Annotated in this window: 10 protein-coding genes; 6 read left to right on the top strand and 4 right to left on the bottom strand. The window is 44.6% G+C overall.

Translation table 11 applies throughout. From position 1 onward, the window contains the following. Window positions 1-80: 80 nt before the first annotated feature. On the top strand, window positions 81-896 hold the full coding sequence (locus GXO74_16560) for a DUF1287 domain-containing protein (protein ID NOZ63267.1): 816 nt from the start codon (window positions 81-83) through the stop codon (window positions 894-896). Between the two features lie 89 nt (window positions 897-985). Further along, window positions 986-3,898 carry a T9SS type A sorting domain-containing protein gene (locus GXO74_16555; GenBank protein ID NOZ63266.1) on the top strand — a complete coding sequence of 971 codons (2,913 nt, stop codon included), beginning with the start codon at window positions 986-988 and terminating at the stop codon, window positions 3,896-3,898. Between the two features lie 411 nt (window positions 3,899-4,309). Here GXO74_16555 and lgt read toward each other — a convergent pair whose 3' ends face one another. Continuing rightward, the gene (gene lgt / locus GXO74_16550) at window positions 4,310-5,137 is read right to left on the bottom strand and encodes a prolipoprotein diacylglyceryl transferase (GenBank protein NOZ63265.1); all 828 of its coding nucleotides are present in this window, start codon (window positions 5,135-5,137) and stop codon (window positions 4,310-4,312) included. A gap of 373 nt (window positions 5,138-5,510) precedes the next feature. Between lgt and GXO74_16545 the strand changes: the two genes are divergently transcribed. Further along, complete coding sequence (locus GXO74_16545; protein ID NOZ63264.1) at window positions 5,511-7,010, top strand: hypothetical protein; 1,500 nt, start codon at window positions 5,511-5,513, stop codon at window positions 7,008-7,010. Between the two features lie 78 nt (window positions 7,011-7,088). Here the strand turns inward: GXO74_16545 and GXO74_16540 are convergent, their stop codons facing one another. Both GXO74_16540 and GXO74_16535 read right to left on the bottom strand, forming a co-directional pair. Beyond that, entirely contained in the window at window positions 7,089-7,508 is a 420-nt protein-coding gene (locus tag GXO74_16540; protein NOZ63263.1) for an arsenate reductase ArsC, read from the bottom strand. Continuing rightward, entirely contained in the window at window positions 7,505-7,876 is a 372-nt protein-coding gene (locus GXO74_16535) for a winged helix-turn-helix transcriptional regulator (protein NOZ63262.1), read from the bottom strand. Before GXO74_16535 ends, GXO74_16540 begins: the two co-directional genes overlap by 4 nt. A 234-nt stretch (window positions 7,877-8,110) precedes the next feature. Between GXO74_16535 and GXO74_16530 the strand changes: the two genes are divergently transcribed. After that, complete coding sequence (locus GXO74_16530; protein ID NOZ63261.1) at window positions 8,111-10,207, top strand: CBS domain-containing protein; 2,097 nt, start codon at window positions 8,111-8,113, stop codon at window positions 10,205-10,207. A gap of 94 nt (window positions 10,208-10,301) precedes the next feature. Here the strand turns inward: GXO74_16530 and GXO74_16525 are convergent, their stop codons facing one another. Continuing rightward, the gene (locus GXO74_16525; GenBank protein ID NOZ63260.1) at window positions 10,302-11,501 is read right to left on the bottom strand and encodes a hypothetical protein; all 1,200 of its coding nucleotides are present in this window, start codon (window positions 11,499-11,501) and stop codon (window positions 10,302-10,304) included. Window positions 11,502-11,843: 342 nt separating this feature from the next. Here GXO74_16525 and GXO74_16520 point away from each other — a divergent pair, with 342 nt between their 5' ends. Together GXO74_16520 and GXO74_16515 are read left to right on the top strand one after the other, a co-directional pair. Beyond that, window positions 11,844-14,465: a TonB-dependent receptor gene (locus GXO74_16520; protein NOZ63259.1), complete on the top strand. Its 2,622-nt coding sequence runs from the start codon at window positions 11,844-11,846 to the stop codon at window positions 14,463-14,465. A 92-nt stretch (window positions 14,466-14,557) separates the two neighbouring features. Beyond that, window positions 14,558-16,909 carry a T9SS type A sorting domain-containing protein gene (locus GXO74_16515; GenBank protein NOZ63258.1) on the top strand — a complete coding sequence of 784 codons (2,352 nt, stop codon included), beginning with the start codon at window positions 14,558-14,560 and terminating at the stop codon, window positions 16,907-16,909. The last annotated feature ends 90 nt before the right edge of the window (window positions 16,910-16,999 follow it).

Genomic DNA, 16,999 nt, shown 5'->3' with positions numbered 1-16,999 from the left:
TCTGCGGAAATCATTTACGTCGCCGTGGATGAAAATCGCGAACCTGTTGTTATCGGTGGTTAGAGGGAAGATTTGGGATTATGAAACTGAGCAAACCTATTTCCTGCGTTTTAATCGTGCTGCTATCTGTTTTTTTGTTTCTGGTACTATTTTTAGTCATTTTGATTTACAGCGACCTGCATGTTACAAAATATGATTTATCAAAAATTCCTGGAATCAACCAAAAAATACTCAAAGGCGCTAAAGAGGAAATAAAAAACAAAACCCGCTATAATCGCGAAATGAACACGGAAGTTTTTCCGCTGCTCTATTCAAACGGAAGAAAAATGAATCATAGCGTTTATCCCAACGGCGATGTGAATCCCAACGAAGGCGTGTGCACAGATCTGGTAATTCGTGCTCTGCGAAATGGAGGATTTGATTTGCAGAAAGAGATTCATGAGGATGTGATCAAGAATAAAAATTATTATGGCATAAATCATCCGGACAAAAGTATTGACCATCGTCGTACCTGGGTTTTGCTCAAATATTTCAAAAAACATTTTCGTCAACTCCCCACGAAAGAGACTACGGACTATTCAAATTGGTTGCCTGGGGACATCGTCATTTGGGACACCGGAGTAGGCAAGCCAAGCCACATCGGTATTTTGTCTGACAAGCGCATAGGGAAATATGGCAGACCACTGGTAATTCACAACATGCCCTTTGTCCTGGGACTCTTTCCTGGCAGGGTCTGCGAGCAGGACGCATTGTTTGGATTAAGAAACATCGGCAGCAAATTACTTAAATTCAGACTTATCAAAAAACTATATTATCGGGTTCCGTTAATAAAAAAACTCATAAAAAAAGGTCACTGGGAAGTGCTTGGCCATTTTCGGTTAAGTGAAAAAAAGTAACTAATTTTAGTTCAAAGCTAAAAAACTATCTGAGAAAACCCGTATCTGACTATGGCAATCTCCAAAACTGATTTAATGGAGCTATACAAATGAAAAAGTCCATTTCTATCATCATGCTTTTGTCACTCTTCTCTTTCTTTTTTCAAATCCAGGCGCAAACAAAATCACATCCGGCTCAACTGCCAACAGCATTCGATTTGCGTAATGTTAATGGCGTCAATTACGTCTCTTCGGTGAAGAGTCAGACCGGCGGCACCTGCTGGACACACGGCACCATGGCTGCGATGGAAGGCAACTTACTCATGACAGGGAACTGGGCAGCAAATGGCGAATCCGGCGAACCCAATCTCGCGGAATATCATCTCGATTGGTGGAATGGTTTTAATCAACACAACAACGACGACATTTTTCCGCCGATGGGCTCGGGACTGGAAGTCCATTACGGCGGCGATTATCTCGTGGCTGCTGCCTATCTCAGTCGCGGCGAAGGTGCCGTTCGCGACATTGACGGCCAATCTTATGATGAACCGCCGGCGCGCTACAGTCCGCTCTACCACATCTATTATGCGCCTGAAATTGAATGGTACAACGCCGGCGAAAATTTGACCTACATCGACACACTGAAATCAAAAATAATGAAGTATGGCGTGATGGCAACCTGCATGTGCTACAAGAGTGAATTTTACTCTTCATTTTACAACGCGCACTATCAACCTGTATCTTCCACGGCAGAACCCAATCATTCCATCGCCATCGTCGGCTGGGATGACAACAGGCAGACGCAAGCGCCCACGCCCGGCGCCTGGCTTTGCAAAAATAGCTGGGGCGAAAACTGGGGCGATTCCGGCTATTTCTGGATTTCCTATTATGACAAATATTGCGGAAAACACGCTGAAATGGGCGCCGTTTCTTTCATCAATGTGGAGCCGCTGCCCTACGATCACATTTACTATCACGACTACCACGGCTGGCGCGACACTATGGTTGGCTGCAGCGAAGCGTTCAACGGTTTCATTGCCACAACAGACGAGTTTCTGCAAGCCGTGAGTTTTTACACCGCCAAGGACGGCGTTAACTACACAGTGAAAATTTTCAATCGCTTTGACGGCAGTCAATTGCTCGATGAATTAGCCGAAATTTCCGGCACTATCGCGCACATTGGATTGCACACAGTGGAACTCCCGGCAGTGGTTAAAATCAACGACGGCAATGATTTTTACATTTACCTCAATCTCTCTGCCGGCGGCATGGCTTATGACAGAACTTCGGAAATTCCTGTTTTACTCGGCGCCTCTTACACCGGCACCGTCGTCGAATCCAGCGCGAATCCCGGCGAAAGTTACTATCGCAGCGGAAGCTTCTGGCTCGATTTGTACAATTATACGGATCCGAACTGGGATGCTTCGCTCAATGCCCAAGGCAGCGCAAATTTTTGTATCAAAGGATTGGCGTTGGACACAACCACTGTTTTCAGTTTGGCGAACGCCACCGAACTGACAGATGATTCCATGGTCGTCGTTCCGCTGCTCGTGAAAAATTTAGTCGATGCCACCTCGATTACTCTGAAAATTGGTTACGATGAAAGCAAAATAAGTTACAGCGGCGCTACAAATGCCCTGCCGGAAATCATTTTTTCCGATGAAAGCAGCGACGGAGTAATCACGCTCAATTGGTCGGGCGCGACGGTGCTGAACATCAACGACGATAAGCTGCTGGATTTGAATTTCGTTTTTCACGCCAGTCCCTGCTCGCTCAGATTTATTGAATCCGAATGTCACGTGCAAAACGTTCTTGGCGCGGCGGTGCGGGCAAAATACGTCGACGGCGTTGTGGATATCGATTTCAGCGAACCCGTTGCCGATCTGCTGCACGAAACAGGAGATCTGAAAATGGCGATCTTCAACGAAGGCTCCGTCGGCGCGCTCAGCGAAAATCCGGACGGCCCGGGAATTTTGTGGAAAGAAAATAATGGCGCCTACTGCGGCGGCGTGATTTTTGGCTCGGCAGACAGAGGCAAAGCAAACGGCCTCTGGGGAAGTTTCCGGGATATTAACGCCAACCTGGTGCACGACATCAAAAACATCGCCAGCAATTTTGCCGATGGCTTTTCCTCCGACGCTAATTTTAACCAAAAGACGCACGCGTTGCTGAGCGATGCCGGTGCGCCGCAGCCGTACAATGTCAACATCATTCAGCAAACTTTTTCCAACGCCGGAGATAATTTTGTTTTCGTTCGCTACGGTTTCATTAACAACAATTCCGAAACATTGCACGACTTCTACGCTGGCATTTTCATCGATTGGGACATTGGTGACTATGCTGACAACAGAGGCGGCTACGCCATCGGGGAAAATTTAGTTTACGAATTTGGCGCCTCTGATCCCAACCATTTCGGCGTCGCAGCGCTCAGCGGATTGTCGGGCATGAAAGTCACTCCCGAACGAGGAATAAATGAGGAGATTCGCGGCTCTTCATTTCAGTGGATTTCCACGCTGGACCAGAATCCATACTCGGGTCAGGGCGATATCCGCAGTTGGACTGGCAGCAAAGTCGGCGACATCGCTCCGGGAGATACGGCATGGGTCACTTTTGCCATTTTGGCCGGCGATAATCTTTCACAAATCAAATCCAACGCTCGGGCAGCGCGAGACAAAGCCTTGTTGGTTGGCTGGACTGACGTCCTCACAGGAGTAGGGAATAAAAATGCAGAAAAACAACAGCCGACGGATTTCGTTGTCTGGCAAAATTACCCCAATCCATTCAATCCCTCAACGACAATCCGATTCTCTGTGCCCGAATTAAGCCGCGTCAGCGTGAAAGTGTACAACATGCTGGGGCAGGAAATTGCCACATTGATGAACAAAAACCAGACGCCCGGAGCGTACAAAATTTCCTGGGACGGAAAAGACGACTCCGGCAAGCAAGTAGCAGGCGGCATCTATTTTTACCGCGTTGAAGCCGGTGAATTTCACAAAACGATGAAGATGTTGGTGCTGCGATAGTTCCATTGCAGGTAGATCATCCAAAAAGTAGGGAATGCAAATTTGCATTCCCTGCATACGGACATTTTTGAAAACAACAATGCACCATAATGTGTAAAATTAAGGGTATTAATAAGCCGATGAATGTTTGGGAAGATATAGTAAAAAATGAAAATTTATAGCTTTGAGCTTGAATTTGAGAAAATAATTGTCTTAGTATATGTCTGAACTAGAAAAAAGCGTATAACAATGTAATGCACTTGAAAAAACACGTACTGGTTCTTTGAAAATTTCTTTATTCGTAGATGAGTGCTGGTATTTTTAATCCTCTATCCGTTTTTTTCAAGTGATTACCAGCCGTTCCGTGCGACACGAAATAGCTAAAACTCACATTATTCCTTTGTGCCTTTTCCCACATGCTTACTAATAAAATTAGTTATTCAAACTTTTAATCTCCCCTTTCCCCGCATTCTTCCACCCCCGAATCAAAAAATAGCTGCTCACTACAAACAATCCCAGCAGCAAAAGATGGTTAGCGTTAAAAGTGATGGGGCCTAACTTTGCCAAAACTTGCGGCGCTTCGTAGAAGCGAAACTGATCCACGATGAAGCGGTCGATGGAGTAGTACCAGAAAACCATCCACAGCGTGAAGCCGTTAAATTTCTTTTTCTTTTCCAGCCAGAGAACGAGAAAAAAACCGAGGAATCCCAGCGCTGAAGCAAAAAGCTGCGTGGGCCAGAGATGCGTATGCGGAAAGTAGGAACCGGCGACTCCTTCCGGCGGAAAGACAATGCCGATGGAACTGTCCGTGGGTTTGCCGTAGCAGCAGCCGTTCAAAAAACAGCCGCCGATGCGAACAATGCCCGCGCCGAGAAGGAAAACCGGCGCCATTGTGTCTCCGACGGAGATAAAATTTAGTTTTTTTGTCCGCGCATAGACAAAAGCTGATATCACCGCCAGTACAACGCCTCCGACCATGGACAGTCCGGCGATGCCGATAGTGCCGTTTTGCACCGGGTTAATTGTATCCCACCAGTGGCCGCGGAATTCATCCAAATGGTAAACGACATACCAAAGCCGGCTGCCGATGATTGCGGCGAGCATGATGACCACCGCCAGATCAAGAATGGCGTCGTTTTTTAGGTCAAACTTTTTTGCGCGTTTCATGGAAATCCAGACGCCAAGGGCGACGCTGAGCGCCATGGCAAGACCGTAACTTCTCAATTCAAAACTTCCAATTCGGAATAGCACCGGAAACATGTCGGAATTCCTTTCTGCTTGTGGATGTCAATGCGAAATTTAGCGCCCTGAAAAGATAGTTATGTTACTATTTTGCAACGAATATTGTTTCCATATTTCTGAGAATCTTTTCCGATTGTGGGATTCAAATGTTGTGTTTTAACTAATGGCCAAGCCATCAATTAAATTGAGGATAGATGTCTTTATCGTCTTCGCAAATCAAATTTTGCTTTAATTGCATTTTGGCCTAAAAATTTTTTTTAATTCGTTCCCATATTCTTTGCAATATTTTGTATTTTTTTGTTGCATTATTTTATTTTTTGATTATATTATCTAAAAATTCAGATCACTCAACTCTGCACTCAAGCAAACCACCCCAAAAAGGAGACTGACTATGAAAAAATATCTTCTACTCGTGTTTGTTATCTTCTTGGCGGTTACTTCTCTTTTTGCTCAACATTCTTATTACTATTCACGCCAAGATACACTGCCACCAATTAATCTCACGGCAAACACTGTAGATTTGCAATATCCGGTCAACATGTACAATGTCAAAGCCGTCGGCATGGGAAATACGCAAATTGCTCTCGGCAAAAATTTCAATGCCATGCTGTACAATCCGGCGTTTCTGGGGCGCAGCAAAAAGTCGTTCGAAATACTTGGCTTGGGCGGCAGTATGCCGCCTGCCACATACGAAGCGGCAAAATATCTCGCTGACAACATGGACGAATTTATCGAAGCGACGTCGCTGACGCAAGTGTACGACGGCATTGATGCATTTTTTGCCGAAGGCGCCACAGTGCAGCAACGGCTTGATGCAATCCATCAAATTCAGGACGGAATGAAATTTACTGTTGATTTAGTGGAAAAAGTAACCGGCCCGCCCGACGACCCACTGGTTCATGGCGTAAGCGTCATTCCGTCCATTCAAGCACAATACGGCAATTTTGGCTTTTCTCTTTACGGTTTCGGGTACTCTGGCTTTGTCGTACAGCTAAGTCCCACATTGGAATTTCTTTCCAACGTGACTATTCCCACCAATCCGAAGAACCCGATCCTCGCCGCTAAATCGTTAGCGCAAATTTTGGGCGCACTGACAACGGTGACGCTCGGACCAGGAGAAGGCTTTGCAAAAGAAGTTCACCCCATGGCGTTTTACATGTCCTACATCGACATCGTTAGCGCGCTGGGATACGGATTCCAGTGGAAAGATAACTGGCTTTTCGGTGCGAATCTCAAAGTCGTCAACCGCCGCTTTTCCACAGACCGCGTGCCAGTGATGAATTACGATCAGATTTTAGACGAAGCGCTGTCTGTTCTGGAAACCGAAATCTACGGCGTGACTGCCGATGTGGGCTGCGCTTATCAAACGCCGTTTGGCACTAATTTCGGACTTTCGTTGCAAAATATTTTTCCGATCAAATCTATCGAACAAACAATCCACACTGATTTTCGTACGCCAAAAATTTATTACGACAGAGACGCACAGGGACAAATCATCACGAATGCCGACGGCGACACGGCGCTGGTCAGCGCTTATCGCTACATCTCTGTTGACAGGCCTTTTAAATTAAAATCGCCATTTATCGCCAGCATCGGCGTCAGCCATCCCATCACAAAAAACTGGGACGTGGCGCTGGATTGGGTCGATTTGTTTGAAAATGACTCTCGCTACGATCATACCACCGAGCGCATCCGACTGGGCAGCGAGTATCGCATTAATTTCTGGAAACACGATTTTCAATTTGCCCTGCGCGGCGGCTATGCGGATGAAAATTTTTGCTTTGGTCTGGGATTGAATTTCGGCAAATATTTTCAAATTGACGGCGCTTACGCTTATGATCGGATAGTGGACACCTATTCTTATTTTGCGCAGGCAAAAATTGGCTGGTAAAGCGCTATTTTTCGCATAAATTTCCGATTAATTTTCAACAACAAAACGCGCCTGACCAATGAAATGTTAATCTGAATCCTACTTTAGATTCTCTTGATAAAATTTTGCAAACGCCGCTTTTATTTCATCCCGGACGCGGCGAAATACTTGTAAAACTTCTTCTTCCGCGCCGGTCGCTTCTGCCGGATCCTCAAATCCGACGTGGAGCCGATTTTTCACTTCTCCTAAAAAGACGGGGCAGGTTTCTTTGGCATGGTCGCAGACAGTAATCACATAATCAAATGAACGATTGAGATAGTGACTGACATTCTTCGGCTCATTTTGCGAAATATCCACGCCTTCTTCCTCCATCACCTTGATTGCAAAAGGATGTACCCGGCTCGCAGGCTCTGTACCGGCGGAAAAAACTTCAAGTTTCGGAGCCATTGCTTTCAAAAATCCTTCTGCCATCTGGCTGCGGCAGGAATTTCCGGTGCAGAGAATAAGTACACTGATCATAAAATCCCTTTCTGCTCTTTTGCGTGTCCTTTGCATAAATCAAACAGATTTGTCTTTTTCAATTTTTCAGCATCCTGATGAATGACATTCAAATTCTCTGTCCCGCGGCTGACCAGAAAGAAGAGCTCTCGACAACTTTCATTCATCTCTTTTTTATCTAAATGATAAATCACCCACTTGCCCTCTTTGACATCCTGAATGAATCCCCAATCCCGTAAAAGCGACAGGTGTTGGGAGACCGTCGATGTTAAAAGGCCAAGAACAAAAGTAATCTCACTGACAGCTAATTGCTTTTGCTCAAGCATTTTTAGTATGCGAATTCTGTTCGGGTCAGAAAGAGCTTTGAATTTTTTTACTACCGAGCGCATTACTTCCCTTCCATTTTGTTATTTAGGAAAATATGAAATTGACTTAAAAAATACAAGTGGAAAATTATGAATCTTTTGATCCAATTGGGAATGGCCTCCGGCTAATCCTGAGAGACATATCGTTCCGCAAATTAAATTGAATTAAATCCAATTTTCCCCTTGATTATTTGATTTTTTTTTATACATTAGAGATGCCAACAAATGAAACAACTCCGAACTTCCAGAGGAATTTCTATGCCAAAAACAACATCTGTTCTACCAAGTTTTTTCGATCTGCGGCAGCGCTTGCTCGCTAAAATTACCGGACTCCGCCTGAACGAACATACATTCATGGTCATTGTGGCGGTTTTCATCGGCATTTTAGGCGGATTTGGCGCGATTTTTTTTCGTTTTGCCATTCGTTTTTTTCAAAGCATCTTTTTTGGCTCATGGCAGTATTCTCTGGATTATGTTTTACAACTCCCCTGGTACATCAAATTAATCGCTCCGGCGCTCGGCGGTTTGATCGTCGGTCCTATTGTTTTCTATTTTGCGCGCGAAGCCAAAGGCCACGGCGTGCCTGAAGTCATGGAATCGATCGTGCTGCGCGGCGGAGCAATTCGGCCGCGGGTCATGATTGCAAAAGTGATCGCTTCAGCAATCTGCATCGGCTCCGGCGGCTCCGCGGGACGCGAGGGACCCATCGTACAAATTGGCTCTTCCATCGGCTCCTCCCTCGGTCAGATTCTCAAAGTCACTGGCTCGCGACTGCGAACATTTGTCGCTTGCGGCACTGCCGCCGGCATCGCCGGTACTTTCAATGCGCCCATCGCCGGCGCGCTGTTCGCCATGGAAATCATCCTCAGCGATTTCGGGATTTCGCAATTCAGCCCCATTGTTGTCTCATCGGTAGCCGCCACCGTTGTTTCGCGTCATTTTTTGGGAGATTTTTCCGCCTTTGATATTCCGCACTATCAATTGGTCAGTGTTTTCGAAATGATCCCCTACGTTATTTTAGGCGGTCTCGCCGCTCTGGTGGCGCTGGCGTTCATCAACATTCTTTACAAAAGCGAAGATGTTTTTGAAAAACTGCGCATTCCGCCGTTCCTCAAGCCGGCCATCGGCGGCCTCATCATCGGCGTCATCGCGCTTCGATTTCCCCATATTTTTGGCGTGGGATACGATACCATCAGTCTCGCGCTGAACGGCAAACTGCTCTGGACGTCGCTGCTATTGTTGGTGATTTTGAAAATTGTCGCCACTTCGATCACCATCGGCTCCGGAGGCTCCGGCGGAATTTTTGCCCCGTCACTTTTTTTGGGCGCCACCCTCGGCGGATTTGTCGGGTCGGTAGTCCATTCTCTGTTTCCGACGATGACCGCCAGTTCCGGCGCCTACTCCCTCGTCGGTATGGGAGCTGTCGCCGCCGGCGCCATGCACGCGCCGATCACTTCCATTCTCATCATTTTCGAGCTGACGAACGACTACCACATCATTCTCCCGCTTATGATCGCCTGCATCATCAGCGTCTTAATCACCACAAGGCTAAAAAAAGATTCCATTTACACGCTGAAATTATCGCGGCGCGGAATCAATCTTTTTCAGGGGCAGGAAATTAACGTGCTCCATTCGTTGCCGGTTTCCAAGGTGACAAAGCCTGATTTTGACACAGTGCTGCCCAATGCGCCTTGCCGTAAATTGATCGATTTGACCGTCAACAGCCCTCATGCTAATTTTTTCGTTGTGGACAATGACTCCCGCCTGTTGGGCGTCATCTCCATCCACGACATTCGCAAAATAATGAACGAGGGCGACGTGCTGGACTCGATTCTGGTGGCTTACGATTTATTGAATCCAATTACTCAATATTTCAGCCCTGACGACAAGCTTGATGTCATCATGAAAGCCTTTGGCGAGCTGAACGCCGACGAGCTGCCGATTGTGAATAATGAAAATGAAAAACGGCTCATCGGAACCGTGCACAAAAAAGATGTGATTGATGCTTACAATAAAGAAATTCTCAAGCGGGACATGGTCACTTCGGTGGCCGGGTATATTTCTTCCGTGCAAAAATTCAAGCAGATCGAACTCGCGGATGGGCACGTCATGCGTGAAATTGAGGTGCCGGGCGATTTTGTTAATAAAACTTTGAAAGAATTGAATCTGCGGACTCGCTTCGGCGTCGAGGTGATACTCATCAAACAAAATTACGACGCAGACCTGCATGAGAACAGAAAAATTATTACCCCCAATCCTGATTATCGCTTTCAATTTGGAGATACTATTTTGATCATGGGGCACAAAAACAAGGTGAGCATGTTTCAGGATATTTCACATATTGAGAAAATTTAGCCATGAAGTTTCGAGTCCGAAGTTCGGAGTTGGCAATTTGTTATCAAATTCCTCATTTAAAACTCGAAAATCCCCCAAAAAATTATAATTGAATCTATTCATTCCCAGCCGAGATACGATTAAAATGCAGCAAACTTGATCGAAATCCTGTTCTTTCAAAACCTGTGACTTCAAAAACGGCCTCAAAAAATTTCACGTTGTTCTTCACAAATTTGTGTTCTTGTTCAATCTTTTGCAAAAATGAATTATTTGTAAAAGACTGTACCACGGAAATGTGACCAATATCGTGAGTCGAGGAAAAAGTCATAATCACATTCCCCTTCGGACCGGGCAGTTTAGTTACCAGCGCATAATCTGTCACATGGCCAGTCTGTGATTCTCTCGGCGCATGGTAAGCAAATGTGGAATCCAGATGATTGTCATAATAATACAGCGTATTGGGGAAGACGCGATAGTGAAAATTTACCTGTTTCATGTAATTTCTCATAATTCGCAACGTCTTAAAACTGCCGACAAAAATGATGTTGTTATTTTGAAAATCTTCCCACTGAAGATGAGATGCCAGCTTCAGTTTGAATTTTTGATTCGTTAAAATGTACAAACGAAGAATTTTCTCCAAACACCAAACCGCATGTTTCCCAAGGAATGTCAGCTCAGCTTCATTGAAACGCTTGTTGTATTCAGGATTTTCAAAGATAAATTTCTGAAAATCCTCACGGGAATTGATACGCGGGTTTCTGATAAAAAAATGTGAAACGCTCACAGTGTCTTTATACAAAAAATAATCCCCGAAGACGAGCAAAGTTTGTTTATCGCTGTTGAAAAAATCGCCCCAAATTAAATCATTTTTTATCAATTCCCCATTGGTAACAGCCGCTTGCTTTTTTTGATGAGACAAATAAATGAGATTTATAATTATCAACAGTCCCACAATGAGAACATTAGCAATGATAAATTGTAATAGCCGACGTTTGCGTTTTGCCGGTTCTCTGGTCGCAAATTCCAGAAGATAATGTCCCTTTGGTATGGTAATTTTTATTTTGTCATCTTTTCCCTCATTAAGATAATACGAATCTAATTTCTTTCGCAAATTGTGCATATAGACGCGGACTTTAGCGTCTCTTTCTGTATTCAAATCTTTGCTTTTGAAAAATTCAGCGGCAATCGTTGACTCCTTGGGAGGCGCGCCAGTAAGAGAATACTCGTACAGGTACTGAAGAAGTTCTTTATAAGTAGGGGAATCTTTGAACTCTTCACTTTGAAGGATCCTGTCGATAGATGCTTTTTTTTTCATTTTGCTTATCATCGACTTTTTCTGGTAGGGGTTATCAAATAAAAGTTACAGATTTGATATAATATAAGTCAAATTGATTTAAAATGCAAGGAGAATGTTAATAACGCGTTGTTAACGGTAATTACCTTGCAATAAAAATTATATGTGTTATATTAAACCAAATGATCAAAGAAATATTTATTTTTCTGTTCTTCCCCAAAAAACATTTACGCCAGAACCATTCACAGATGTAAATTATGAATACCCTGACTTGCAAAATCTTTCTCTTTAGTTCTGATAAAGCAAAAAATTTCTAATTGCCTGTTTTTTTGCAAATACATTCAATTTTTAGAGGAGACTAAAATGCAATCCAAGCTTTTTGTGAAATTGGCTATTCTAATTTTTTTCATCTGGAATGCAGTTTCGCAAGCCGGAATCACCGGAAAAATTTCTGGTCAAGTAGTTGATGCGGAAAGTGGCAATCCATTACCAGGCGTCAATATTATGATTGAAGGGACAACTCTGGGCGCAGCGACAGACATTCAGGGTAATTACTACGTCATCAACGTGCCACCCGGAATATACTCAGTCAAAGCTTCAATGATTGGCTATGAAACAATGACGCAAACGAACGTTCAAGTGAGTTCAGATATTACGACGAGAGTCAGTTTCCGTTTAAAACAAACTATCCTTGAAGGACAGGAAGTCACGATCGTCGCGGAGCGGCCCCCGATTCAGAAAGACCTCACATCCAGCCTGCAAACTTTCGGGGATCACGATATTCAAAGTGCGCCCATTGATAATCTGCCCCAACTATTGGAAATTCAAGCTGGCGTCTCGCCCATCGAGCTCACCGAACGCGCCGGCGTCATTCGCGATGCTCCGGGAGATGGCTTGCACATCCGCGGCGGCAGAGAAAATGAGACCGTCTTTTTAGTAGATGGTGTCAGAGTAGACAATCCGATCTGGGGCGGCGCCGGTTATGCACAAAATTCATCCGGTACAACAATAAATGAAATTTCGACTATTTTAGGTACGTTCAATGCTGAATATGGCGGAAAAATGTCCGGTGTGATTAATCTTGTGACTAAAGAAGGAAAAGAAAATTACAGCGGGAGAGTCAGCGGATACACAGATAATTTTGGCATTAAAGCGTACGATAGAAATACTTTTCAGGGAGAATACTCCTTCAGCGGCCCTATGCCCTTTTACAAAAACCTGACATTTTATAGCAATGCTCAGATTCGCTCCACCGACGGTCGTTTTTACGCTTATATCATTCCAGGCTGGACCGATAGCAAAGGGAAATTGCCGCTTGAAGATGAAAACGGAAACCCCCTGGGCAAAAAAGTGTCCGCTGATTGGAAAGATGAATGGCATACTCTACAAAAATTGACCTGGAAAGTCACGCCCGCTTTAAAAATAATGACTGATTTTGTCATGTCCAGCGTGAGAAAAGTGAAATACTATCATGCTTACAAATATCTTCCCTATGGCATGCCCTGGAGCGACACGAAAGAACTAGACCTAACGCTGAAAATTACTCATCAATTAAACCCCAAAACTTTTTATGATTTAACAGCTTCGTACCAACGAATTGATTATTGGATGGGTGTAGACAAGACGCGCGAACAACGAATAGTGATGGGCTCCAGATTAAGCGAACCGACTTATGGTTTCTATTATTCTGGCGCCAGAAATGATTTCTGGGCAGATACGACGAATACCTATCAGTTGAATTTCAACATCACCAGCCAGGTCACCCCTCTTCATTTGTTAAAAGGCGGAATCAATTTGAGATATATGGATCTGTTTCACCGGTTGGATTTAGCATGGGACACGCCGGTCGATCAAATTGTAAAAGGTGCTAATGAGCAAGGCGAACTGATCAAGGAGACGTTTGAATCCCACAAAGCATATTCGGACAGTCGTCCCATTGAATGGGCTGCTTTTTTACAGGATAAAATGGAATTTGAAAGTCTGGGAATGATTTTGAACCTGGGTTTTCGCTGGGAAAGATGGAGCATCGGCGAACGCTACATGGAAGATCCGGAGCGCCCCATGGAAACACCGCTGCGGCCGACAAATCCGAAAAATAGATTCAGCCCGAGATTGGGCATTTCCTTTCCTATCTCCGAAAAAGCGGCTTTCCATTTTGCCTATGGTCATTTCTACCAATTTCCCAGCTATGTGGATTTGCTCTCCGGGATCAATGAAAAAGGTCAATATCCCGATCGGCCCAATCTTCAGGATGTCGGCCTTGCCATTTTTAATCCCAACATTAGGCCAGAGAAATCAGTAACTTACGAAGCAGGTGTGCAGACACAACTCATGGAAAATGTTTCATTAAACGTAACCGCCTACTATCGCGAATTAGCCGATCTTGTTGGGGTTACCTGGATTCAAACTGCCGGTTATGTCTATTTTGACAATGTTGACTTTGGTAATTCGAAAGGGCTTGAGCTCACTTTAGACAAAAGATTTAGCAATTCTTTCTCTGCGCGAATAAATTACACGTTGTCTCAAACTCTCATAAGTACATCGAGTCCCCTGACGGCAGCTCAAACAGTATCGACGGCTCCCATTGCGTACCGGAGCTTTCTGGCGAATTGGGACAGAACGCACGATCTTTCCGCATTGGTGTTAGTGAGTAAGCCTCGAAATTGGGCAATCAGTTTGAAAAGCGCTATTAAATCTGGCAGACCCTACACAGTTATGGCTGAACAAAAGAATACCGAGCGTATGCCCTGGTACATGAACTTTGATTTGAGAATGAACAAATATTTTAGATTTTTTGATCTCAAAGAGACAATCTTTTTAAAAATTTACAATTTACTTAACCGCCGAAATATCAATTATGTCTATTCAGTGACCGGGAAGTGGAATGATGACGGCGATCCGGGTACGCCATACGCGCATGACGCTAATCCCCGTTACATATCAGATAGAAGGAGAGTTCAAATCGGATTTAGAATTGAATTCTAAAATTAAGACCATAAGAATTTCGTAATTTTTCATTTTTAATTGCTGTAATTCAGAAAATTCAAATTTGAATACAAGCTCTTGAGGAGTTTACCATGTCAAAAAAAATTGTAATCTTCTTTTTAATTCTGATTTTCACTTTTAGCTCGATCCAATTTTTGCAAGGACAGCAAAGATTGGAATGGGAAAGATGGGGCAATTTTGGAGCAGGTAAATTAGTCACCAAAATGTCCAATACCAACAATATTGGTTCAGGGCGATTGAAATATCCGGAATTAGCAAAATTTCCTGCTTTTGAATATCCTTACAATCCGGACCCAAATGGCAGGCATATTTACTACGCTGTCGGAATTTCGTTTCATGTCGGGGGATTTTGTTCGGATCGGGGCCCCGTTTGGGACCATGATCCCAATAGATTATTAAACCCTTTAGTGGAAAGCGGAGACCAGGCAAGTTATCGTTTTTACAAGGGATTCCATTTTGACGGACTTCCGGATTACAGCGCGCCTTCGAGCACAGATCCCATCGCTGTAAGCGACGATAGCACGAGTTGGCCTTCCGACGGTTGGCCCGCTACCTATCCGACTACTGATCCTGTGCTTCAGCGAGTGAATCCCAATTATCCGACTGTTTACAATCAGGGAATCGCCACGCCAATCCCTCTTTTATTAGACACACTAACCGGTTTTCCTGGCGCTGGTCCGAATAAATATTCTGCGCCTGGTCTGTATTACCCAGGGCAGGTTGTCGCAGACCAGGAAGCATTCACAGCCTCGTTTGCCAAAAACAGGGATGATGATCAGGCTACTGGCCATTTGATGGTCTATACAATTCTACGCAGCTTGAGTTGGAAGGGAGATTTAGCTGAAGATTTTCTTTATTGGACTTTCACGGTCACCAATATTGGCACTGAACCCATTGACAGCACGTACCTGGGCATGTTTGCCGATTTCGATTTTCCGTGGGCAAGTTTTCAAGAATATCACACCTACGATAAAGTCGACGCGTTTGCATTTGATACGTACGATATTGATGAAGAAACCGGCGAAGAGCTAAAAATTGGTTATGGTTGGGACGGAGACGGCGATATTACCGGCGCAACATTTGGAAATTGGCCTTATGAAAAAGCCAAATTGACGGACGAAACGCCGGTAGATAAAGTTGCTCTTGCCGGGGTCATCTTTTTGCAGACGCCAAAAGATACGTTGACAGGAAAAGAATTGGGTATAACGAGTTGGGATGCATTTGGAGCGACAATCAAAGGAGAGGTTCAAGGAATCGGGAATAGCCTCGCAAGATTTTATTGGTTGAATGTCGTAAATACCGGACAGTATGGTCAGGGCACAGATCCCGACGACGCGGATGGCGACCATATTGATAATTGGACATGGGAACATCCTTTTCCCGTGGGATCCGAAACTTTATACGACAATGGTCATCGCTGTGCCATGACAATCAATACCGGACCTTTTCGTCTGGAGCCGGGAGAAACGGACACGCTCATCTGCGCCACGGTCATGGGCGAAAGTCGAGCTGATTTATTCAAAAATGCAAAGACAGCAAGAAAAATCTTCAAGAATGGCTGGGTTGTCCCGAAACCACCCTTTCCGCCAAATGTTTTGGTAAAAGTGGAGAGCGGTAAAATTACTTTGCGCTGGGGGACGATCAGCGAGAACGATTCGCTGAACCAGATATTTGGCAGACAAAAATTTGAAGGGTACAAAATTTTCCGCAGCGACGATGGCGGTAAAAGCTGGGGCGCTGTTCCCATTACTGATGAAAATGGCACCACCATTGATTACGTACCATTAGCGCAGTACGATGTTCCCAACGGGATTACCGGCGCTTCTCCGGTGCTGCCAACTTTCAATCGCGGAAATGACAATGGTTTTGATCTGATTCTGGCGGAACAAGACTCTGTGCGCGAAATTTTCGTCAAAGAATTGGGGAAAAATATTACTGACACTCTAAAATATGTTTTTGTGGACGAATCTGTTCTTAACGGTTTTTCTTACACTTATGCCGTTGTCGCCTACGGCGCGGGTGACGACACGCCGGACGGACTTCAGCCGTTGCAAAATGCCCGAACTTCGGGAGTCAACGTCGTAAATGTGACGCCTCACGCTCCCGAAGCTTCAACGAAAAATGATCTCGAGTTAATTAAAGTTGTGCCCAATCCCTATCGCGTGATTAATCCTCAGGAAACCGCGGTCAGAGAGAGAATGCTGAAGTTTACTCATCTGCCGGAAACTTGCACCATTCGAATCTTTAATATGGCAGGAGAACTCATCGTGACACTTTACCATGGCTCAACTTCGCCGATCGCCTCCGAGGAACAATGGAACCTTCGCAGCGACGAAAACCGTGAAGTGGCTCCTGGTTTGTACTTTTTCCACATTGAATCTGAACTTGGCGACAAAACAGGTAAATTCGTTGTCATTAAGTAAATTAAAAACAATATGATCAACTGGTTCAAAAAATTGAGTAATCAAATTTGCAATGGTAGCGTTTCTCGATAAAAATTTGAGCGTTTAAAA

It is taken from the genome of Calditrichota bacterium, assembly GCA_013152715.1.
In the GTDB taxonomy this organism is placed as follows: Bacteria; Zhuqueibacterota; Zhuqueibacteria; order Thermofontimicrobiales; family Thermofontimicrobiaceae; genus 4484-87.
Note: the sequence above shows the minus strand (reverse complement) of the source record. Positions and strands in the feature narration are given on the sequence as shown.